The organism is Methylomonas sp. MS20 (assembly GCF_050275925.1).
In the GTDB taxonomy this organism is placed as follows: domain Bacteria; phylum Pseudomonadota; class Gammaproteobacteria; order Methylococcales; family Methylomonadaceae; genus Methylomonas; species Methylomonas koyamae_A.
Genome location: NZ_CP189962.1, coordinates 2,099,310 through 2,121,267, shown reverse-complemented (window position 1 = coordinate 2,121,267; position 21,958 = coordinate 2,099,310). Strand labels below are relative to the sequence as shown.

The 21,958-nt window shown below is 54.1% G+C and carries 18 protein-coding genes; 9 read left to right on the top strand and 9 right to left on the bottom strand.

Features of this window, described 5'->3' with window-relative positions; all coding sequences use genetic code 11:
- Positions 1–463: 463 nt before the first annotated feature.
- The 3 genes from ACQE3D_RS09180 to ACQE3D_RS09170 all read left to right on the top strand — a co-directional run bounded on the left by ACQE3D_RS09180 (position 464) and on the right by ACQE3D_RS09170 (position 4,785).
- Positions 464–1,552, top strand: coding sequence for an IS5 family transposase (locus ACQE3D_RS09180; protein WP_313729447.1), 1,089 nt, complete (start codon positions 464–466; stop codon positions 1,550–1,552).
- A gap of 140 nt (positions 1,553–1,692) precedes the next feature.
- Positions 1,693–2,406, top strand: coding sequence for an IS5 family transposase (locus tag ACQE3D_RS09175; RefSeq protein WP_313729448.1), 714 nt, complete (start codon positions 1,693–1,695; stop codon positions 2,404–2,406).
- A 297-nt stretch (positions 2,407–2,703) separates the two neighbouring features.
- On the top strand, positions 2,704–4,785 hold the full coding sequence (locus tag ACQE3D_RS09170) for a carbon starvation CstA family protein (RefSeq protein WP_313729449.1): 2,082 nt from the start codon (positions 2,704–2,706) through the stop codon (positions 4,783–4,785).
- A gap of 10 nt (positions 4,786–4,795) precedes the next feature.
- Here the strand turns inward: ACQE3D_RS09170 and ACQE3D_RS09165 are convergent, their stop codons facing one another.
- The 9 genes from ACQE3D_RS09165 to rpoE form a co-directional block, all read right to left on the bottom strand.
- Complete coding sequence (locus tag ACQE3D_RS09165; protein ID WP_313728225.1) at positions 4,796–5,329, bottom strand: hypothetical protein; 534 nt, start codon at positions 5,327–5,329, stop codon at positions 4,796–4,798.
- Positions 5,330–5,446: 117 nt separating this feature from the next.
- The gene (locus tag ACQE3D_RS09160; protein ID WP_064026598.1) at positions 5,447–6,202 is read right to left on the bottom strand and encodes a hypothetical protein; all 756 of its coding nucleotides are present in this window, start codon (positions 6,200–6,202) and stop codon (positions 5,447–5,449) included.
- Positions 6,183–7,247, bottom strand: coding sequence for a hypothetical protein (locus ACQE3D_RS09155; RefSeq protein ID WP_313728226.1), 1,065 nt, complete (start codon positions 7,245–7,247; stop codon positions 6,183–6,185). The genes ACQE3D_RS09160 and ACQE3D_RS09155 overlap by 20 nt, the downstream gene beginning before the upstream one ends.
- Positions 7,240–8,496, bottom strand: coding sequence for a hypothetical protein (locus tag ACQE3D_RS09150; protein WP_313728227.1), 1,257 nt, complete (start codon positions 8,494–8,496; stop codon positions 7,240–7,242). Before ACQE3D_RS09150 ends, ACQE3D_RS09155 begins: the two co-directional genes overlap by 8 nt.
- Before the next feature lie 40 nt (positions 8,497–8,536).
- Positions 8,537–9,445 carry a cysteine synthase A gene (gene cysK / locus ACQE3D_RS09145; RefSeq protein ID WP_313728228.1) on the bottom strand — a complete coding sequence of 303 codons (909 nt, stop codon included), beginning with the start codon at positions 9,443–9,445 and terminating at the stop codon, positions 8,537–8,539.
- An 18-nt stretch (positions 9,446–9,463) separates the two neighbouring features.
- Complete coding sequence (locus ACQE3D_RS09140; protein WP_064026605.1) at positions 9,464–10,870, bottom strand: DegQ family serine endoprotease; 1,407 nt, start codon at positions 10,868–10,870, stop codon at positions 9,464–9,466.
- Between the two features lie 39 nt (positions 10,871–10,909).
- A complete protein-coding gene (locus tag ACQE3D_RS09135; protein WP_313728229.1) occupies positions 10,910–11,860 on the bottom strand; it encodes a MucB/RseB C-terminal domain-containing protein in 951 nt (316 codons plus the stop codon).
- Between the two features lie 4 nt (positions 11,861–11,864).
- Positions 11,865–12,368 (bottom strand): sigma-E factor negative regulatory protein, encoded by a 504-nt coding sequence (locus tag ACQE3D_RS09130; RefSeq protein WP_313728230.1) that lies wholly within the window; start codon positions 12,366–12,368, stop codon positions 11,865–11,867.
- Between the two features lie 10 nt (positions 12,369–12,378).
- Positions 12,379–12,969: an RNA polymerase sigma factor RpoE gene (gene rpoE, locus ACQE3D_RS09125; RefSeq protein WP_064026608.1), complete on the bottom strand. Its 591-nt coding sequence runs from the start codon at positions 12,967–12,969 to the stop codon at positions 12,379–12,381.
- A gap of 182 nt (positions 12,970–13,151) precedes the next feature.
- Here rpoE and nadB point away from each other — a divergent pair, with 182 nt between their 5' ends.
- The 6 genes from nadB to ACQE3D_RS09095 all read left to right on the top strand — a co-directional run bounded on the left by nadB (position 13,152) and on the right by ACQE3D_RS09095 (position 21,935).
- Entirely contained in the window at positions 13,152–14,798 is a 1,647-nt protein-coding gene (gene nadB, locus ACQE3D_RS09120; protein WP_313728231.1) for an L-aspartate oxidase, read from the top strand.
- Positions 14,799–15,248: 450 nt separating this feature from the next.
- The gene (locus tag ACQE3D_RS09115) at positions 15,249–15,845 is read left to right on the top strand and encodes a GspH/FimT family pseudopilin (protein WP_064026610.1); all 597 of its coding nucleotides are present in this window, start codon (positions 15,249–15,251) and stop codon (positions 15,843–15,845) included.
- Positions 15,842–16,315: a type IV pilus modification protein PilV gene (gene pilV, locus ACQE3D_RS09110; protein WP_064026612.1), complete on the top strand. Its 474-nt coding sequence runs from the start codon at positions 15,842–15,844 to the stop codon at positions 16,313–16,315. Before ACQE3D_RS09115 ends, pilV begins: the two co-directional genes overlap by 4 nt.
- Positions 16,312–17,373 (top strand): PilW family protein, encoded by a 1,062-nt coding sequence (locus tag ACQE3D_RS09105; RefSeq protein ID WP_313728232.1) that lies wholly within the window; start codon positions 16,312–16,314, stop codon positions 17,371–17,373. The genes pilV and ACQE3D_RS09105 overlap by 4 nt, the downstream gene beginning before the upstream one ends.
- 8 nt (positions 17,374–17,381) lie before the next feature.
- Positions 17,382–17,864, top strand: a complete 483-nt coding sequence (locus tag ACQE3D_RS09100) for a pilus assembly PilX family protein (protein ID WP_313728234.1) — start codon at positions 17,382–17,384, stop codon at positions 17,862–17,864.
- 72 nt (positions 17,865–17,936) lie between these two features.
- Positions 17,937–21,935, top strand: coding sequence for a pilus assembly protein (locus tag ACQE3D_RS09095; RefSeq protein WP_313728235.1), 3,999 nt, complete (start codon positions 17,937–17,939; stop codon positions 21,933–21,935).
- Positions 21,936–21,958: the final 23 nt, after the last annotated feature.

Here is a 21,958-nt window from a genome sequence, read left to right as displayed (position 1 = left end):
CAACCTAAATTGGCTGGCTGGCAAATTTTCACCGTTTATATTCGCTATGAATTCTATAGTTCAGGATACTATCACCTTAAGAAAAACATAGCCATGTATTGATTTTATTTTAAGCAAACCAGACTCTCAGCTTAGCCAACGCCAAATGTCGCTTTTGGGTCGTTCCCAGTCTATCCATGAGCAAATAGGGGCTGTTGCCATTTTGAAACAATAGCCTTGAAATTGAGCGGCTCTGCCTCATTAGATTGATTTTTCAATCAAAAGACAAGCAAACGATGCCCCGACAGCTATTTACGGATGAATACTGGAATAAACTCAAAGCCATCATGTTAAGCCTAGCAGGCTGTTGATTTTATCTCCTCCGCAAGCCGCATTGATTCGTTGAGCTAGGTGCTGGATATATTCGTAACACATTGTTATTAATGGTAAAATGCTTTTGTTTTCCACATATTCTATCGAATCCATGCGCGGCGCCGACATTACTCAAGAAGAACTGTTCAGTTACCGAACCCTGGAAGAACGGATTCCAAAAAAACATCCGCTCCGCAAGCTGCGCAAAGTGGTCGATCTGTTGCTGGCCACATTGGATGACGAGTTCGATGCGCTCTACGCCCGTCGCGGCCGGGATTCCATTCCGCCGGAGCGCCTGTTACGCGCCAGCCTGCTGCAAGTCTTGTTTTCCATCCGCTCGGAGCGGCAGTTGGTGGAGCATATCGACTTCAATCTGCTTTACCGCTGGTTCGTCGGCTTGACCATGGATGACGCCGTGTGGGACCACTCCACCTTCAGCGCCAACCGCGACCGCTTGCTGAACGAGCGCATCAGTCGTTTGTTTTTCGAACGGGTGTTGGCCTTGGCGGACTGGCAAAAGTTGCTGTCCGACGAACATTTTTCCGTGGACGGTACGCTGATTCAGGCCTGGGCCTCGCACAAGAGTTTCGTCAAAAAAGACGGCTCGACCCCTCCGCCGGAAGACGGCGGCCGTAATCCCACGGTCAACTTCAAGGGCGAGCAGCGCAGTAACGAGACTCACGTATCACGTACCGATCCCGATGCGCGGCTGTACAAAAAGAGCGAGGGCGACAAATCGCAGTTGGCATTTCTTGGTCATGCTTTGATGGAAAACCGTAACGGCCTGGTGGTCGATGTCGAAGTCACTCAGGCCAAGGGAACAGCGGAACGCGAAGCGGCTCAAACCATGGTCAAGCGTACGATCCACAAGCCGGGCGCGACCTTGGGTGCCGATAAAAACTATGACACCCAAGACTTTGTCGCCAATCTACGCCAGCGCAAGGTGACCCCGCATGTCGCCAGCAAGGACAAAGGCTCGGCCATCGACGGCCGCACCACCCGACACAACGGCTACCGCAAAAGCCTCAAAATCCGTAAGCGGATCGAAGAGGTCTTCGGCTGGGCCAAGACCGTTGGCCCACTACGGCAGACCAAATTCCGGGGTTTGAAGAAAGTCGCCGCGCAAACGATTTTTACGTTTGCGGCCTATAACCTAACGCGGATGGGCGCCATTTTCGGCTGGCGTTACACGACCGCCTAGGCGCTAGTGCGCCTGAAATCCGCCCAAAGGCGGAATTGACCCCCTTCGGGGTGAATATAACCGGCTAAAACCGGTTTTTGAGGCCCAATCAGGCTTCCAGACCACCCGGTGCTTCGGAAAATGGCGTCGAAACCGAAGGTATATCGGCAAATTTCAACAGCCTGTTAGGGATTTATGACAAGCCTTCGCTCCGGCAAACGGTAGAAGGGATTTTTTATCGCATGCGAGTCGGCTGTCCCTGGAGAGACCTGCCTGCAACGTTTGGCAAGTGGAATGCCGTTTACAAACGATTCAATGCTTGGTCGCTTCAAGAAAAACTGATGGGCATCTTTCGGGGACTGATTGTGGAACCGGATTTGGAATGGACCTTTATTGACGGCAGTATCGTGAAAGCGCATCAGCATAGTAGTGGCGCGGCCCATGAACAGGATGCCGCGATTGGGAAATCAGTCGCGGGTAACACTACGAAAATCCATATGGCCGTTGATGCCTGCGGGCTTCCTATTCATTTCTCGGTTACCGGTGGTGAAGTCCATGACTGCAAAGAAGCACCGAAATTAGTGGCTAAACTGCCTTTGGCTAACTACACGGTTGCTGACAAAGGTTATGACAGTGAACCCTTACGGACTCAAATTCGAGAGAAAGGGAGTGTGCCCATCATTCCTAGAAAACAGAATTCAACCATCGGGAATGACGGAATGGATTGGTGCCTCTACAAATATCGCCACCTCGTTGAAAATGTCTTTGCGCGACTGAAACATTTCAGAGCCATCGCGACGCGATATGACAAATTGAAACGCAATTTTGAAAGCCTCGTCGCTTTGGCCTGCGCTTTTATTTGGTTACCCATGTAAAACGGCAACAGCCCCTAATCGATCGAGTCACGAGTCTGCCGAATCAACCAAGGCATGTCGTTTACGCACAACCATTCGACATAAGCACCTGGACTGGACTCTATCATAATCGGCCAGCAAGGTCGTTTCCAGTTTCGCGGTGAGAGCCGATCGAGACCGCACCGCGGTTCCCTCCATTATTGCGCCACCCTCCCCGCACGATGCCCATCCGGAAAGCTTCACGGTTTCAGGCGATTCCGCCGTCGTGATACCATGATTGCCCTCACATTTTTCATTTGCACCATCAAGGATTTGGTCATGCCGAGCTCAAGCTCACGCTTACCCGTTAATTTACTGTGGATAGTCATCGCCGCGATCGGCGCCGTTGCCGTGGCCGGCATTGCGCTACAACGCGGCGAAACCATTAATAGCTTGTGGATCATCGTCGCCGCGATCTGCGTTTACGCCTTGGGCTACCGTTTTTACAGCGCGTTCATCGCCGCCAAGGTGTTGATGCTGGATGCCGGCCGGGCCACACCGGCCGAACGTTTCGACGACGGCCGCGACTTTATGCCGACCCACAAATGGGTGGTGTTCGGCCATCATTTCGCGGCAATTGCCGGCCCCGGCCCGTTGATCGGCCCGACCCTGGCGGCGCAATTCGGCTATTTGCCCGGCACGCTGTGGATTTTGATCGGCGCGGTGTTGGGCGGTTGCGTGCAGGACTTCGTGACCTTGTTTTTCTCGGTGCGCCGCGACGGGCGCTCGCTGGGGCAAATGGCGAAGGATGAACTCGGCGCCATCGGCGGCGGCGCGGCGATGATAGGCGTGATGATGATCATGGTGATCTTGATCGCGGTGCTGGGCCTGGTGGTGGTCAACGCGATGAAGCACAGTCCGTGGGCGACATCCACGGTGGCGGCGACGATTCCGATCGCGGTATTGATGGGGCTGTATTTGCATAATCTGCGGCCCGGCCGGGTCGCCGAGGCGACCTTGATCGGCGTGTCGTTGTTGATCTTCGCGGTAGTCGGCGGCGGCTGGATAGACGAGAATCCGACCTTGCGCGCTTGGTTCGATTACGATGCGCCGCAATTGGCGGTGATGGTGATCTTGTACGGCTTCGCGGCGGCGGTGTTGCCGGTCTGGCTGTTATTGGCGCCGCGCGATTATTTGTCCACCTTCATGAAACTGGGCACGATCGCGGCGCTGGCGGTGGCTATCGTCGTGTTGCGCCCGGATTTGAAGATGCCGGCCTTGACCCAGTTCGTGGACGGCAGCGGGCCGATTTTCGGCGGTAAGTTATTTCCGTTTGTGTTTATTACGATTGCCTGCGGCGCAATTTCCGGTTTTCATTCGTTGATCGCGTCCGGTACCACGCCCAAGCTGCTGGCTAACGAAACCGATGCCCGCTTTATCGGCTACGGGGCGATGATGATGGAATCCTTTGTCGCCATCATGGCGATGATCGCGGCCAGCGTGCTTGAACCCGGCGTGTATTTCGCGATCAACAGCCCGGCGGGCATCGTCGGCGCGAATGCGGCCGATGCGGTCGCCAAAATCAGCAGTTGGGGCTTTCCGGTCGGTGTCGAGCAAATGCAGCGATTGGCGCAAACCATGGGCGAATCGACGCTGTTTGCCCGGACCGGCGGTGCGCCGTCGTTGGCGGTCGGCATGGCCAATTTGTTTGCGCAAGTTTTCGGCGCAAACATGCTGGCGGCCTGGTACCACTTCGCGATCATGTTCGAAGCCTTGTTCATTCTGACCACGTTGGACGCCGGCACCCGAGTGGCCCGCTTTATGTTGCAGGACATGCTGGGCAACTTCGGCATCGGCGCCGGCCAGACCAATCATTACGCCAGCATTATTTTGACCAGCGGCGCAGTGGTCGCGGCCTGGGGTTATTTCCTGTACATGGGCACCATCGATCCGCTGGGCGGCATCAATAGCTTGTGGCCCTTGTTCGGCATCGCCAATCAAATGCTGGCGGCGATCGCGCTGTGCGTCGGCACCACGATTTTGGTGAAGTCGAACAAATTGAAATACGTTTGGGTCACCGCCCTGCCCTTGTCCTGGCTGATCGTGGTTACCAGCAGCGCGGCCTGGGAGAAACTGTTTTCGGCGGATTTACGAATCGGTTTTTTAAGCCACGCCGAAGACCTGTCGGCCAAACTGCAGGCCGGGACGCTCAGCGCGGACATGGCCGGCAAGGCGCCGCATCTGATTTTCAACGATTACCTGAACGCCGGCTTGACCGGCTTGTTCATGCTAATCACCTGGCTGCTATTGGGCGATACCTTGCGGGTGGTGTACTGCGTGATTGCCGGCAAGGATTACCCCCGTTCCAGCGAGTCGGCACATATTCCCAGCCGGCTGGTGGAGAACTGGGTCAGGGATTGAAACCGGTCGATCAGCGGGCGCGCTTGTCGCGCTCGGCTTCCAGAGCTTTATGGCGCACATCGACATAATTGCTGCCGACTTGTTGCCAGAAGGTGGCGGCCGCCTCGGGGTCCTGACTGAGCAATTTGACGGCAATGGCGCCGTTGGCGCTGATGTCGGTGATCTGGGCATCGATATCGACGACGGCCCGACTCTTGACGATACGCTTATCGGCTTCGAAGCGTAGCGTCACCGCTTCGCCGGTCCGAAACACGATGTCTTTTTTGAAGCCGCCCAAAAACTTCAGCCGATATTCCGGCACCGATTGGAAAGGCAATACGAATTCGGCGTGCCACCGAAACGGCGGACATTGGATAGGGCCGGCGTTCTTTGGAAAATGCACGGTGTAGCCGTCATCGACCTTGGCCTTGATAACGCCCTTGGTGTAGATGTCGCGGCAATTGGTTAGGACGGTGTCGCCCGGCGCCAGTTCGTATTTGGCCCAGGCCGGGTTTGCGGCGGTCAACGCGGCTATGAATAGCCAAACGGCTGTTAGTACCTTCATCGTAGGCTCCCGATTGTCGTTTTTGATAGTCCCTGAATTACCCCGATGTTACCTACACCGGGGTTGACAAGTCTGGCGCTAGCCTATCGGGAAGTCAAGCCGGAGCCGGTCGAAGAGCTAACGACCGACGCTGTTGGGTTGCGGTGTAATCCCGGTGCCGCGAAACGGCCCCAATAAACTGCCGACTAAGGGATCGGATTCGTCGATGTCGACCGTGACCATATGGCCGGTGTTGGTGCCGAGATAAGGTTGCATTGCCGCCGCCAAATAAGGGAAAACCAACCGCAAGTCGTTGCTGAGACCGCTACTTTGCACATTGGCGCGCCAGATTTGTTTGCGTTGCCCGCTTTGCAGATACGTGGCGGTCTCGCAAGCTTCCAACAACAAATAGCGCCGGAAGGTAGTATAGGATTCCACGCGCTGACTATAACCGCCGACGCCCCAACCGGGATAGTAACCCCGGTAATAACGGTACATGCCCATGCCGTAGGGACCGTAAGGATAGAAGTCGTTCCACATCGGCACGTCATATGCCAATTGCCGCGACTCCGGCGATCCGACGCCGTAGCTTAAAAACATCACCAAATCGCTGTTTTGCGGCTTATCGGCCTTGAGGTAACCGCGATTGTTCAAGATTTTTTCTATATACCCGGCGAACTCGATGAATTGTAAGTCTTGCGGGTTGCCGTCGGTATTGCCGGGCAGGATGACGTAACGCTTGCCGGCGACGGACTGTACGTCGGCGGCGGTCAAGGCATCGATCTCGGTACGAAACCGCAACGGCTGCGGGGTCGTCGCACAGGCGCCGGTCAGAGCCAACAATATCAGGGCTAGAAAGCGGGTAAAAATGAGCTTATTCGGTCTGGTTGTCATGATTCAGTCCCTCGTCGTTAAGTAGGCTGGTTTGCCGTAAATGTTGCTCCCTCAGCCGCCGCTGAATGTCGGCGGCGACCTGTTTTTCGTGCTGCGCGGCCTGATGCGCCAATTGGTCGGCCAGATGTAGGCTTTCGGCCAATCGCCGGCGCGCCGCTTGTTTTTCCTGGCTGCGCAATTCGGCTTCCTGGCGCATTTCCTGCAATTCCATTTCGTGACGCAGGCGTTCGGCTTGCAAGCGTTTTTCCAGCGCCAGTTGTTCCGCCAATTGATCCTGTTGGGCCGCCAACAAGCGGCATTGTTTGTCGGCTTCGATGGCCTGGGCTTGCAAGTCCAATTCGGCCGTTTGCGCCAGATGCTCCAACTGGCGGCGGCGTTCGACGATTTCCTCTTGCTCCAGCAAGCGTTGCTGACGGGCCAGTTCCAAGGTTCGGTCGCGGTTGAACTCGTAGGTCTTGCGCAGCACGTTCAGATAGACGCTGTCCCGACCCAATTTCACCGATTCGAATTCGCTAAACTCGACGTCGATTCGGCACATCGCCTGCGCTTGTAGGCTTTGTTGCACGAAAGTCTCGGCTAAGGCCAACGCCATCCGCGTTTCGACAGCGTTCAGGCCGTTTTGTATCCAGGCGCCGTCAGCCAGATTGGTTAGTTCACGTTGTACGACGTCTTCGACGATGTCGGCATAACGTTGTTTGATATGCTCGTTCAGATGCTCCAAACGGTCCAGATTCTTCATCGCGTAGTCGAAAGTCGCCTGAAAGCGCAACTCCAAACGTAAATCCAGCGTGCAAAATTCGTCGAACAGTTTGATCTGTTTGCGCTGCGGCCAGTAGGCAATCGCTAACGGGTACAAACGGTGATAAAAACGTTTGATGAAGCGCTTGGGGCGTGGGTAATATTTTTGGTAAGGCCCCAAGCGACGCAACACCATTTGCCGATCGGGATCGAAATCGGCCACCCAGGGCATCGCATCGGCGGGATCGCCGTCGGCCAAATCGGCGCCGGTCAACCATGCGTCGAGTTCGGACTGCTCGTTAGGCATCGCCGGCTCCACGACTGGTGTCCGCGGCTTTTTGCTTGATCGCGGCGATTTTATCGGACATTTTCTCGGCGATCAGCGGATAAAGGTTGGGAGCAAACTCCACGGTACGCTCGTCGACCTTACGCAGAAAGCCTCGGCTGAGCAATAAACCGACGACGAACATCCGCGACCAATCCGAATAGCGCCGAGCCTTTTCCAGGTCGGTTCTTTCGATGATCATTTCCAGCTCGTCGTTTTCGTTGATCCGAAATTCGCTGAACTGGCGCAGGCATTCGAACACCAATTCTTCTTCCTGTTCGGTCAATGGACCGGGCGCGGTAAATTCCAGACGATAGGACAGCAACACCGTGAAGAAATCCACCATCGCCGCGCAAGCGAAGGCAAACCACGAGAAACCGCGCCACATCGCGAACGATGGTTTGACTTCCTCGGTGAACTGCTTATAGGTCATCAACAGCGGCGCATCCGGCAAGGCTTCGCCGCTACCGCCAACAATTTGGTTAATGCCGGCTTGCAGGTCCTGATAGCTTTTCAGGAACAATCCGTAGGTAGTTTCGATGTCGCGTGTCACGTCCAATTCGTTCAAATGGACTTGCAATTCTCGCAGAGGTGCGTCCAGCGCCGCAAATGCTTGTTCCTGTTGCTGGAAGCGCTGTTTCTTCTCCTGGTAGAGCTGGTTGTAATGCCGCCAAAACGGACCTTCACCCACTTGGTTTTTATAGCCGGGGGCAATTTGATTGTGCGTGCCGAAATAAGCTTGCGACACGTCCAGCGACGCTTGGTCCAGCGCCTGTTTTTGCTGTTGTAGTACGCGGGCCTTGAGCTGCAATACCGCATCCAGGTATGTTTTGGTTTGCTCGCGCAACTGATGCAAACGATTGATGTGCAGGGTTTCTGCTTCGGAAATCTCGTAAAACTTGAAATAAGAGAACGTCACCGACGCCGCCAAGGCTATCGTCAACGACGCGACGACGCTGAAAAATCGCATCCGGTTGGCTTTCCAATGGATACCGGCGATTTCCAACGAGCAGATGACGATGATGGATTGAATCGCGATGGTAATGACCAACGCAATCCACGGCGTAATAAAATGGGACAGGCCATAGTAAGTGGTGAATCCGGACGAAAGGCTCAACATCAACACGATGGGTATCGTCCAGATCCGCAACATGCTGACGAACAGCGTCTGGATGCGGTTGATCAGATAGCCCAGACCGCCGGAGCGCGATTTAAGTTTGATGTCCGCCATAGGTCTCGGGAAACGGATTAACGGCGGCCGGCGAACCGGTTCAGCCCATGCTCAGATAGCGTTCGCCGGTATCGTGGGCGATAGTGACGACGGATTTGTTCGGCCCCAAGCGCTCGGCCACCCGTAGTGCCGCGCAAATACTGGCGCCGGAAGAGATGCCGACCATGATGCCCTCTTCGCCGATTAGACGTTTGCGCATGGCCATCGCCTGCTCGGTGCTGATCAGCTCAATGCCGTCCAGTAAATCGACATCCAAGTTCTTCGGTACGAAACCAGCGCCGATGCCTTGAATTTTATGCGGACCATGACTGCCGCCGGAAATGACCGGCGATTCGGCCGGCTCGACCGCAATCGCCAAAAACTTGGGATTCCGGTTCTTGATGACGTCGGCAACGCCGGAGATGGTACCGCCGGTACCGACACCACAGACGAAAGCATCAACCAATCCGTCGGTCGCCGACCAGATTTCCTGAGCGGTGGTTTGTCGATGCACTTCCGGGTTGGCGGGATTTTCGAATTGCTGCGGCATAAACGCGCCAGGCGTTTGTTCAACGATTTCCCAGGCTTTAGCGATTGCGCCCTTCATGCCTTCACTGCCCGGCGTCAGGACAATCTCGGCGCCGTACAAGGCCAGCAACTGCCGACGTTCGACCGACATGGTCTCCGGCATCGTCAAAATGCAGCGATAGCCGCGCGCCGCGCCGACCATGGCCAGCGCGATACCGGTATTACCCGAGGTGGGCTCGACAATCGTGCCGCCGGTCTTCAAGTGCCCCGATCGCTCGGCCGCCTGGATCATCGCCATGCCGATCCGGTCCTTAACCGAGCCGCCGGGGTTACGAGACTCCAGCTTTACGTAAACCGTCGAGGAGTGCTCGGCAACCACTTTTTGCAGCTTCAACAGCGGCGTGTTGCCAATCAATTGCGTCACATTGCTTGCCGTAGCCATTGAGTCACCTCAATCAGATCACTTGTCTATCTTAAACGCTAAGAATACCGGGTTACCGTTACGTTGGACAAGGACCGCGATCGATTTCTCGGCCGGCAGTTTGGTGATCACGCTGTTGAAATCCGCCGAATCGCGGATGACGGTGTTTTGGATTCGCAGAATAATGTCGCCCGGCTGAATACCGGCATCCAACGCGATACCTTTATTGACCTTTTGTACCAACACACCGTTTTTTTCGACCTGAGCTTGTTGACGCTGTTCGCTGGTCAAGTCGGCCACCACAATGCCCAAGCGGTTGATCTGCGTTTCGGCGGCGGTCGGCGCGTTCGATAACGCAGCGGTGTTTTGCGCCGGCAATAAACCTATTTTGACGCTGATATCCTGTTGTTCGCCGTGACGAATGATCTTGACCTTGGCCTTTTCGTCAATAGGGGTCACGCCGACGCGGGGCGGCAATTCGCCGGAGGTTTCGATGACGTGGCCGTTGAATTCGACGATGATGTCGCCGATTTGCAGGCCGGCTTTTTCCGCCGGTCCGCCCGGCACGACCTTGGCGACCAACGCGCCGTGCGGCCTATCCATGCCGAAGGATTCGGCCAACTGGCGGTTGACGTCTTGAATCTGGACGCCCAACCAGCCGCGCGAGACTTTACCCTTGCTTTTGATTTGCTCGACCACGTTCATCGCGACATCGATCGGAATCGCGAACGACAATCCCATGTAGCCGCCGGATCGGCTATAAATCTGCGAATTTATGCCGACCACCTTACCCTGCATATTAAACAACGGTCCACCGGAGTTGCCCGGGTTGATTGCCACGTCGGTTTGAATGAACGGCACATAGTTGCCGTCTGGCAGACTACGCCCTTTGGCGCTGACAATGCCCGCGGTGACCGATTGATCGAAGCCGAACGGCGTACCGATCGCCAAGACCCATTCGCCAACCTGTAATTGCTCCGGGGCACCGATTTCGACGACAGGCAAGTCCTTGGCATCGACTTTCAGCAATGCGACGTCCGTGCTTTCGTCGGAGCCGATCAATTTCGCGATCAATTCGCGGCGATCCTTGAGCTTAACGACGATTTCCGACGCGTTATTAACCACGTGGTGATTCGTCAGCAAATAACCGTCGCGGGATATGATGAAGCCGGAACCCAGCGAATTGGTTTCGCGGGGGGTGTAACCGCGTCCCGGTCCCTGAAAGAAGCGCCGGAATAATTCTTCCATTTCAGGCGGCACATCCTGCGGAATTGGCTGTTGGTCGCCGTCGGCTTGCGGGTCGGTGGATTTTTGCGTGGTGCTGATGTTGACGACAGCGTCGCCGTTGGTTTTTACCATCTCGGTAAAGTCCGGCAATTGCGCATGGGCGGCGGCAAAGGCCGACGCATAGTAGATCAAGACTCCGAAAAACAGCCTATTCAGCATGTAAGCTCCAAATTTACAAAGAAAAACGAATTCGCGCGTTTACCGCAACACAATACCGGCGGCGATCATTTCGACGGTTTTGGCGGGCACTTCGCCGAGAACGGTGATTTGTTGTTCTCCAAGGATTCGACTGACCGAATTCACGGAACCGAGCGTATGCAAACCTTCGATGCCTTGCGCTTCCTTAGCTTCTCGATAAACCGAAACCGTTGCGAAACCGTCGCTAATCAACAAATGATCCACCGCTTTGCCGGACTTTTCGATTGAATTGCGGATGAAAAACACCGGTTCGAAGCCGGGTGGCCATTGTTTGAGTTCGAAAGGCGCTTGCTCCAGCGGCTCGGCCTGACTGGTATGGATATGTTTGGTGTGGAACCGACTGTCGTCGCCGGTGACCGCAGCGGGGGTCGCCGTGCCGACACCGTCCCTGCTGAGATCGGTAAACACCACTTGTTCCAGCGTGGTGCCGTCCAGGTTGTACACTTCCACTTTTAACGGCAGATAGAACTGGGTGTCGATCCAGATCTTACGGATGTAGCGCAGATCGTCCTTGGGTTGAATCGTGACGATTTGGGTTGGGAGCATGGCAACCGCTTCCTGCCCCTCCAAACCTAGTTGATAATTTTTTTCCAGGCCCGCGGTATTCCGCGGCATGTTGATAATAAAGGAACTATCCAACGGGTGATGATTGACGATTTTTTGTTGGGTTTCCTTAAAAATGCAGGTCACTTCGTTGGACTTTCGGACGACTTCCCGCATCGGCGAATTCAGGGAAGTCAAACGTTCTTGCTCGACGCCGTTCTCAACCAGATGATGGTACTTCATCGTGTCGAGTTGGCCGTTCTTCATGAAGATGATCGTACCTTGAAAACTGAGGGTCTTCATCGCGAGACTCATATTTTCCAGCCATTTCAGGGCACCGCCGGCCACATCGTCGGCTCGGACGGTTTGGCAAACCACCCAAAACAGAAACACCGCTATTACTTTCACGCCATCATTCCTGTTGGTAGCCTACAACGCGGGTATAGGGCTGCTGACGCGGCTCGCTGTTCACATACAAAGAGTTATCGTGAGCTTGCAGATATTCCTTGAAGCGGGCGTGCATCTCGCCGGCGGGGATTTGGCGTTGCGCGATCATTTCTACGCCGCCAATTTTGGCAGGCTGGTTTGAGTTCATGTAACTGGCCATCCAAACAACCGCCAATACGGCCGAAGCCGCTATCGCCAGCGAGGCTTTCCGCCAGTTAAGGACCGGTTTTTTGCGAGGTAAGAGATAAATGGGCTCGGCTCGAATTTCGCTGTGTATGCGGTCGGCGAAATCTTTACGCAGCACGATACATTCGTCGCTACGAAATGCCTCTCCGATGATCTGGTAATGTCGCAATTTCGCGCCGAGTTCGTCGTCGTGGCGTAGGCGCTGCAGGAGTCGCAACGCTTCGCCGTTGGCCAGATCGTCGTCCACCAATTGAGAAATTTTTTCGTTAAGTTGGTCTTGCATCGAAATACCTTTAGTCGAGCAATGGGTTAAGTTTTTGTTCTATCGCTTCCCGCGCCCGGAAAATCCTGGATCGCACCGTACCGATCGGGCAATCCATCGCGATGGCGATTTCCTCGTAGCTCATGCCTTCGAACTCGCGTAGCGTGATCGCGATCCGCATTTCCTCGGGCAAATTTTCGATCGCCGAGCGTATTACTCGAACAATTTGTTCGTTGGCTAAGACGCTTTCCGGCGTTTCGATATCCTTCAATTGCGGAGCATTTTCAACCTGCTCGGCATCTTGAACATCGACTTCATAGTCAAAATGGCGTCTGGAACGGGACAGCAGGTAGTTTTTCGCGGTATTGATGGCGATCCGGTACAGCCAAGTGTAAAAAGCGCTTTCGCCGCGAAAATCGCCCAACGCCCGATATGCCTTAATGAAGGTATCCTGAGCTACGTCCTGCGCCTCGCTGGGATCTTTGACGTAACGGTTCACCAGATGGACGATTTTATGTTGGTATTTGATCACCAAGAGATCGAAGGCGGATTTATCGCCTTGCTGCACGCGTTGCACTAGATCTTGGTCCAAATCCTCGGTCTGCCTTACTTGCTCGTTCACTGCTCTGTTTTGATATAAAAGTGGACAGAATTAAACATCATTAGTTCTGGCAATACAAAAAAAATTACCGCACCCTTAAAACAAGATATGATTTTCCGGCTCATGCGCCGCCTCGCCGGAATGCCCGGATTTTCACCGATTCCGCCGCCGCGCTCTCGTCATTTTTGCTTACATAGACCGCCTTGACAGACCAACGCCCAGGAAATTCCCGCCATCCCTATTACGACATTCTGATCGCCGGCAGCGGTGGCGCCGGTTTAAGCTTGGCCCTCCGCCTTGCCGATACTTATAAAGTGGCGGTTCTTGCCAAATTCGCACTGACCGAATGTAGCACTTATTACGCTCAAGGCGGCATTTCGGCGGTGTTTGACGATCAGCATGATTCCATAGAGTCTCATATCGAGGATACCTTGATCGCCGGAGCCGATCTTTGCGATCAAGATATCGTCCGATTGACGGTTTCCCAAGGTCGCGAAAGCATTGAATGGCTATGCCGCCAAGGGGTCAGCTTCACCGAGGAAAACACCGCTAACGGCGAAAAGCAATTGCATTTGAACCGCGAAGGCGGCCATTCGCACCGTCGCATCGTACACAGTGACGATGCTACCGGCAAAGCCGTCTCGTTGTCGTTGATCGACCGCGCCAAGGCGCATCCCAACGTGACGTTGTTGGAAAATCATAATGTTGTCGAACTGATCACCACCGACAAATTGGGACTAACCGAGCGACGGGTCTGCGGTGCCTATGTTTTGAACAGCCAAACCGGCCATATTTTGTCTATCGCCGCGAGAGTGGTGGTACTTGCCACCGGCGGCGCAAACAAAGTCTACCTCTATTCCACCAATCCGCATATCTCCACAGGCGACGGCATCGCGCTGGCATGGCGGGCCGGCTGCCGGGTCGCCAACATGGAATTCATGCAATTTCACCCGACTTGTCTCTATCACCCCAGCGCACGTTCGTTCCTAATCAGCGAAGCGGTGCGCGGCGAAGGCGGTCATTTAATTCTGCCGAATGGCGAGCGTTTCATGCAACGTTACGACGCCCGCTTGGAACTGGCCCCGCGCGACATCGTCGCCCGCGCCATTGATAACGAAATCAAGAAACACGGTATCGATTGCATTTATCTGGACATCAGTCATAAATCGCGGGAATTCATCCAAAAACATTTCCCAACAATTTATACCCAATGCCTGGAGCTGGACATCGACATCAGTCAGCAACCGATACCGGTAGTCCCCGCCGCTCATTACACCTGTGGTGGTATATTGACGGATGCCAATGCCCGCACCGACATTCCAGGCCTATACGCAGTCGGCGAAGTCGCTTGCACCGGCTTGCACGGTGCTAACCGGATGGCTAGTAACTCCCTGCTCGAGTGCTTGGTTTTCGCAGAGCAAGCCAACCAGGATATTCGCCATTGCTTCGATGCTATTCCGATGCCGCCCGCCCTGCCGGATTGGGACGAATCGCAAGTCGGCGATTCCGACGAGGAAGTCGTGATCGCCCATAACTGGGACGAGCTCAGGCGCTTTATGTGGGACTATGTGGGCATCGTTCGCACCAATAAACGTCTCGAACGCGCCATGAACCGGTTGGTGTTGCTGAAAGAAGAAATTGCCGAGTACTACGGTCAATTCCGCGTGACCAGCGACCTATTGGAACTGCGCAGTTTGGTCACCGTTGCCGAATTGATCATCCGTTGCGCGCAACAGCGGAAGGAAAGCCGCGGCCTGCATTACACCAAGGATTATCCGAATTTGGATAATAGCCGTCCGCCAGAAAACACGGTGCTGACGCCAAGCAATTGGACCGGAATAATCGATTAGGCGATTGATTTTACTTGAAGAATCCCAACATCTTCCAGGCTGGAGTATACAAATATTAGTCTGCTAAGTCGCGGTATTGATAACCCAGAAGAGACTTTTTAGTTGCCCGCTGTCTTCTCGCCGCAGTGCGAAAAACAGCCTGGTGAAGCGAGTGACTTTCTTAGTCGGTGAGAGCGTCGGTTTTTGTTGGCCTCCACTGAACTCGCTCGTGATCATGGAGCTGGCATTTCGCTGGAGACTACTCTCTAGTCACCACAAAAAAATGAATATCTAAACCGAACTAAACTGAATCCCAGTCAAATCTAGCACTCGCTGGTGTCGGCACCGCAGTCAACTCCTATGCGGTGAGACTCGCAAAACTAAGTTTAATTCTGTGCTATCTTCAACCGAGTTCAATCCATCTGCCATTCCCCGAACGAGTCGCCTCGATATCATGGAGCCATTTCCGAAATGCGCTATTCACACCCTAACAACCGAGGATTCACGTTGATCGAGCTCATGATCACGCTGACGATCGCCGGTATATTGAGTGCAATCGCGATACCTAGCTTTATCAGTGCGGTAAGGAATAGTCGTCTTACCGGCGCAACCAACCAATTTGTCGCCGCGTTGAATTATGCGCGCAGCGAAGCAATCAAACGGGGCCAATATGTCGTCGTCAGGAAGACTGGCACCAATTGGGAGAGTGGTTGGCAAACCTTTGTCGATGTGGATCGCTCGGGCTCCAACGCCAATGTTTTTAACGACGATAATACCGCCCCGCTTTGCGAGGCTGATGAAGATTGCCTGTTAAGAGTTTACGATGCCTTACCGACCGGCTTTACACTGCGTGGAAATGGCACTGTTGCCGACTATATCTATTTTAAAGCGTCCGGAGAATCGAAAAACGGCTCGTTTGCCATTTGCGACAACGCCGACGGGAACGACACCGCTGAAGCCGGTACTGCACGGTTGGTCGTTGTCACGATGGTCGGTCGAGTTCGCCTAGGTGAAGACTTGGACAACAACAATATCCCTGACGACTTGGATAGCTGTAGCAGTCCATGACCACTCATCGCGCTTCTCTACGGATTATACGTCGCGCCAGGACAACCACCGGCAGCAGCCTGATCGAGGTGTTGATTACAATGCTGGTAGTCGCGATCGGGTTACTGGGTTACGCGGCGATGCTGACGACCACCTTGAAAAACAATCACACCGCTTTTTTGCGCAGTCAAGCCACGTTTCTGGCAAATGACGTGCTGGAGCGTTTACGCCTCAGCCGTACGATTGCGATAAGCGGCAACTGTAACGTGGCATTCGGTGCCGCTCCACCCAATTCGCCGAATCAACTCACCAACTGCAGCTCAACCTTACGCACCGATCTGGGTGATTGGAAAACCTTGGTCGGCCAAGCGCTCCCAGCAGGCGATGCCAGCCTGTCGGTTGGCAGCAGCGGCACTGCCACGATTACCATTCAATGGGACGACGACGGCGATGGTGTCGTCACCAGCTTTAGCACCAATAGTTTGATATGAACCCGCATTCAAGCCGAATACCGATCTCTTTTTCAGAACATCAACGCGGTACGACATTGATTGAGTTGATGGTTTCACTGACTATAGGTTTGATCATCCTGGCGGCGATTGGCGCGATATTTTTGGCTAGCCGGCAAAGTTTTCGGACTCAGGAAGTTCTCTCCAGGATGCAGGAAAACGCCCGCTTTGCATTCGAACTGATCGATCGCGATATCCGCATGACCGGATTTTCTGGTTACGCCTCATGCACGGCTTCGCAGTGTAACGATGTCACGAACACTGCGACAACTTGGTGGAACCATAAGCTTCTGACCCAACCGTTAGCAGGCTACGAAGCTAGTCTGCCCTCCGATATGACCGCCAGCGCGCGCATCGCCGGCGATTCGTTTTCGGTGATACGCGCGGACAAGTTCAACGAATACATCGTCGCCAGTCACAATACGGCGGCCAGTCCGCCCGTGATTACACTCACCAACGCGCATTCGATCAGCGCCGGGCAACTCGTGATTATCAGCAATGCCAGCAATACCTCGATTTTTCAAGCCAGCGCAGTCAATCAATCTTCGAAAACCATCACCCACGCGGATGGTGGCAGTAGTCCAGGCAACTGCACCGCCGAACTCGGAACAGTACCGGCCAATTGTTCGTCCACGGGTTCGGTGATCACTTATCCGGCAAACTCCAGCGTGTTCGAGTTCAGCGCCAACACCTACTATATCGGCAGCAATCCGGCCGGAGAGCCGTCCTTGTACCGCGAGTCTTACTCTGGAACCGCGCAAGAGTTGGTGGAAGGCGTCGAAGACATGCAGATCAGCTATGGTGTGGATACCTCGGCAACCGCTGATCAGAATATCGACGGTTACGTCGCGGCCAATGCGGTCACCGATTGGTCCAAGGTCCTGGGTATCCGAATTAGCCTGTTGATGGTCTCCCGGTCGGAGGAGCTGGGTGTATCCGGCCAACAAACCTATACCTTCAACGGCAGTTCGTACACCTCTAGCGATACCAAGCTGCGTAAGGTGTTCACCACTACGATAGCGATCAGAAACCGTTTGTAGGAATCGCCATGAACGTCGACTTTCCGAATATCAACAAACGACAAGCCGGTGCGGTTTTGTTTACCGCGCTGATTTTTTTAATCATGTTGATGTTGTTAGGTAGTAGTGCCATGCAAACCAGCAGTCTGGAAGAACGCATGGCCGGCAATACTCGCAATCGCGACCTAGCATTCCAAGCAGCGGAGGCGGCACTTAAGCAAGCGGAAAATACCCTGACGACCTGGCGGGTCGGACCCTGGACTGGCACGGTACCGGCCGGCTTGGCCAACAACCCCACTCATACCAACGATGTGAGTTACTGGGGCGACGTCGATAACTGGGCCAGTTATAAGACCGCTACCGTCAGCGGCGCGAGCGCCACGTATATTATTGAAAAGCTGCCGGACATCGGCACCGTTGAACAATACCGAGTGACCGCGCGCGGCGTTGGCGGCGACACCAATGCGGTGGTACTTTTACAAGCAGGCCTGAGCTACACCCCACCGCCGTAAACGGGTATGAATTCAACGCGGTTTGCTCCGCGCTAAAACCGACATCGCCGCGCCACTGAACAGGAGCCAGCCATGAATACTTTGAACCGAATCAAATTCGAATCCGCTCCAACGGTCTTGAGCGTTGCCTTATTGGTTGCGAGCGCCAATGCCTTAGCGGTAGACCTGGACATTTCCGACTTGCCGTTATTCGTCACCGCCACGATGCCGCCGAATATCGTTTTAACGTTGGACGATTCCGGCAGTATGGCTTGGGCTTACGTTCCCGACGGTATTTCTGGAACCGGCGGCAATAAACGCTACAAGTCTTCTTCATTCAACGCGCTGTATTACAACCCGGCCAATACATACCTACCCCCGCCGAAATACAACGGCGGCAACTGCAAATTAGATTCGTCAAACCCCAGCACCTGCTATCCAAACGTCAGCTTTACCGCCGCGCCGATTAACGGATTCGATACCAGCAAAGGCACGGTCAACCTATCCACCAATTACCGGCCTACGCTGGAGTATGATCCCAGTTCGAGCAGTCAGAGTTTTGTTTCGACGCCATCTTCCGGAGGCGCGGCGTTTTACTACAAATTCGTTCCCACCAATACTAACTGCGTCACTTCCGGTACGGATGGCGGTCTAACCGACGAAGACTGCTATACCTATGTCGACGTTACGGCTATTACCGACGACGCCAGCACTAGTGGCGTTAACGAAGCCACCGTTGCCAAACAAAATTTCGCCAATTGGTACTCGTATTACCGAACCCGAAACTTAGCGACGGTATCGGGTGCCATGTCCGGTTTCGCGGGTATGAGCGGGAATATCCGCGTCGCTTGGCAGGCAATCAATTCTTGTAATAGTTTCGGAACCAACTGCGACGGCTGGGGCTCGCCCGGTCAGGATATCGACAATCGCATCAGGCGCCTAAATGCAGTCACCCGAACAATAAACACAAATACTGTGCTAAGCCAGACTGAAACGTCGGTCGATTATTCATACACTTGCACAGTCAAGTTTAATCAGCGGGATGGCGATGATCGTCTGGAGCTGTCTAGCTGCAATCGGACTCTGCCTTCCGCGCAAGACAATACGTTCCCCCCGCTAACCGGAACGGGTTCGCCTTTGAACGCAAACTCTAGTCAAATTACTGTCAGTTGCAGCAATTCGACGTATTGCAAAAACTATACCGTGAAGGATACTTCCTACAACGATTCCTACACATCTTACCGAATCACAATATCTCAATCGTTTTCATCAGACCAAACGATTACTAGTGTGGTAGTTACCTGGACCGAAACCGCCACGACCACGGTTTACGACACTGAAGAGCTCACCCACCGGCAAGATTTATATTATTGGCTGTCGCGATTTCCAGCTTCCGGCGGCACTTATTTGCTGAAATCGGCAAACAATGCCGGCAAATATTTCCAGGGTACGGTTGATATCCATCACCCCTACGCCGAGGATCCGCAAATTACCGACGGCAATCACTACGCCTGCCGGAGAAGCGCGCATGTGATGATGACCGACGGCTACTGGTGCGGCGATACTTCGTCAGACTATTCAGGAATAGCCGACGTCAATAGTACTGCCACTAGTGTCCCCAAAGGTCCGGATGGGTCAAGCAACTATAGTTGGACACCTTTAGCACCCTACCGTGATGGTCAAAACACCAATTTGGCGGATATTGCCTTTTATTATTGGGCTAACGACTTGCAAAGCGGGATAGACAACAAAATCTCGCCAATTGTCTCGGATCCGTCCAGTTTAACCGACGCTTCCGCTAAGGCTACCGCCGAATGGTTGAACCCGAAAAATGACCCCGCTACTTGGCAGCACTTAAATACCTATACCGTCGGCCTAGGTTTAAGCGGCAGTTTGGTGTCGCCCTACCCTATTTGGGGCGGAAGTACCTATGCGGGGGACTATGATAATTTGGTTGCGGGGACTTCCTGCCCAACGAGCACCACATCTACCAGCACCTCATCTCGTTATTGTTGGCCCTATACCAAGAATGGCGAGAGCTGTAGCGGCTTTGTCGGCACCACACCGGCCAAGGTTTACGATCTATGGCATGCGGCTATAGCCAGTCGCGGCAAGTTTTTCGGAACCGAGAGTTCCTCGGATATCGTGACCGCGTTCAATAGCATCCTCGAAGAAGTGGCCGACGAAAGTATGACCGCCGCCGCGCTTGCCGCAAACTCGACGGCGCTGGAAACATCGACGCAACTTTATCAGGCCCAGTTCAATCCGTCCGATTGGTCCGGACATTTTCTGACCAAGAATATCGATGTAACAACGGGTGTGCCCGGTAGTGAAATTTGGGACGCCGGCGACCTGATTCCCGAGGCCGGCGCACGCGACATTTACACCTATACCGGTACCGCCGGCGTGGAATTCACCAGTTGCGACACGCTAAGCGCCAGCCAAAAATCGGCGCTCGACAGCGACGACAGCCGCTGCACCGACCGGCTTAACTGGCTTAGAGGCTCAACCACGATCAGCGACTTCCGCGAGCGAAAAAACTCGTTGTTGGGCGACATCGTCAATTCCGATCCGATGTACGTCAAAAATACCGATTTCGGCTATACCGCTTTACCGAGCACGACTGCCGGGCAATCCAATTACGCCAGCTACGTCAGTACTAACGCCAGCCGCACGCCGGTCGTCTACGTCGGAGCGAACGACGGCATGTTGCATGCGTTTCAAGCCGATACAGGCCAAACCGATTCCGGAAAGGAATTATTCGCCTACATACCGGCCGGCGTATACGCAAATTTATACCAACTCACCGATCCGGATTACGTCCACAAATATTACGTTGACGGCGCGCCCAAGGCCGGAGACGCCTATCTGAGCAGCGCATGGAAAACCGTGCTGGTCGGTGGATTGGGCAAGGGCGGTAAAACCATTTATGCGCTGGACGTTACCAGTCCGACCAGTTTCGATCAGACCAAGGTCATGTGGGAATTTCCCAATACCAGCAATATTGATTTAGACGCGACGGTCGCGACAGATCTCGGTTACACCTTCAGTCAGCCGCAAATCGGCTTGTTGCATAACGGCGTATGGGCGGCGATTTTTGGAAACGGCTATAACAGTAGTAATGGCAAGGCCTACCTCTATATCGTCAATTTGAGCGACGGTAGCCTAATCAAAAAGATCGCGACCAACACCGCGACCAGCAATGGTTTATCGACACCCTATCTTTACGATTCCGATAACGACAAAATCGTCGACGCGGTGTACGCTGGCGATTTACAAGGTAACTTATGGAAATTCGACTTGAGCAGCACTAGTTCGACTGCGTGGGGATTGAGCAACAGTCAGTTACCGCTGTTTACCGCTATAAACCCGTCCAGCCAAGTACAGCCTATCACCTCCGCACCGGTGGTCGCCGGCCACCAGGATGGCGGCGTATTAGTGATATTCAATACCGGCAGCTATTTGACCACCACCGACACGGCGAATACTCAAGTTCAGTCAGCCTATGGCATCTGGGACAAACCGAGTGCCACGACGGGCACGGTGACTCGTGCCCAGTTGCAGGAACAGAGCATTACGGACACTACCACGGCCTATGGCGTTAACGTCAGAGTTTCGACCTCGAATAGCGTGGACTGGAGTAGCAAGCGTGGTTGGCACCTGGATTTTCCCGCTGGCGAACGTGGCAACTCCACGCCGATTATCAAGTACGACAGAGCGGTTTTTGCTACCACTCAACCGAAATCAGACCCCTGCGACGCGGGAGGCGACACGTGGCTAATGGAACTCGATTTTCTAACCGGAGGAGCGCCAACGAACTCATCGTTTGACATCAATAGCGACAGTACTTTCAATAACAGCGACAAAATCCTGATCAACGGCAATTACTATACCGTGACGGGAGTCAAGTCCACGGTGGGCATCGCCAAGGTTCCGATTTGGCTCGAGTCTGGCTCAGGCACCACCGATTGCAAGGCGTTCAAGGAACTGTCCGGCACCACCGGCGACATCATGACCGTCAGGAACCGTTGCGCGGTCCCAACCACCGGCACCGGTACCGTAAACCGAGAATATTGGTTGCAAATTCAATAACTCGACTGCCGATGAAAACGGCA

Excerpts from the sequence above, each read along its gene's own strand:
- ACQE3D_RS09180 (WP_313729447.1), top strand. The coding sequence starts at position 464 with ATGCGCGGCGCCGACATTACTCAAGAAGAACTGTTCAGTTACCGAACC.
- ACQE3D_RS09170 (WP_313729449.1), top strand. The coding sequence starts at position 2,704 with ATGCCGAGCTCAAGCTCACGCTTACCCGTTAATTTACTGTGGATAGTC.
- ACQE3D_RS09165 (WP_313728225.1), bottom strand. The coding sequence starts at position 5,329 with ATGAAGGTACTAACAGCCGTTTGGCTATTCATAGCCGCGTTGACCGCC.
- ACQE3D_RS09160 (WP_064026598.1), bottom strand. The coding sequence starts at position 6,202 with ATGACAACCAGACCGAATAAGCTCATTTTTACCCGCTTTCTAGCCCTG.
- ACQE3D_RS09155 (WP_313728226.1), bottom strand. The coding sequence starts at position 7,247 with ATGCCTAACGAGCAGTCCGAACTCGACGCATGGTTGACCGGCGCCGAT.
- ACQE3D_RS09150 (WP_313728227.1), bottom strand. The coding sequence starts at position 8,496 with ATGGCGGACATCAAACTTAAATCGCGCTCCGGCGGTCTGGGCTATCTG.
- cysK (WP_313728228.1), bottom strand. The coding sequence starts at position 9,445 with ATGGCTACGGCAAGCAATGTGACGCAATTGATTGGCAACACGCCGCTG.
- ACQE3D_RS09140 (WP_064026605.1), bottom strand. The coding sequence starts at position 10,870 with ATGCTGAATAGGCTGTTTTTCGGAGTCTTGATCTACTATGCGTCGGCC.
- ACQE3D_RS09130 (WP_313728230.1), bottom strand. The coding sequence starts at position 12,368 with ATGCAAGACCAACTTAACGAAAAAATTTCTCAATTGGTGGACGACGAT.
- ACQE3D_RS09115 (WP_064026610.1), top strand. The coding sequence starts at position 15,249 with ATGCGCTATTCACACCCTAACAACCGAGGATTCACGTTGATCGAGCTC.
- pilV (WP_064026612.1), top strand. The coding sequence starts at position 15,842 with ATGACCACTCATCGCGCTTCTCTACGGATTATACGTCGCGCCAGGACA.
- ACQE3D_RS09105 (WP_313728232.1), top strand. The coding sequence starts at position 16,312 with ATGAACCCGCATTCAAGCCGAATACCGATCTCTTTTTCAGAACATCAA.
- ACQE3D_RS09100 (WP_313728234.1), top strand. The coding sequence starts at position 17,382 with ATGAACGTCGACTTTCCGAATATCAACAAACGACAAGCCGGTGCGGTT.
- ACQE3D_RS09095 (WP_313728235.1), top strand. The coding sequence starts at position 17,937 with ATGAATACTTTGAACCGAATCAAATTCGAATCCGCTCCAACGGTCTTG.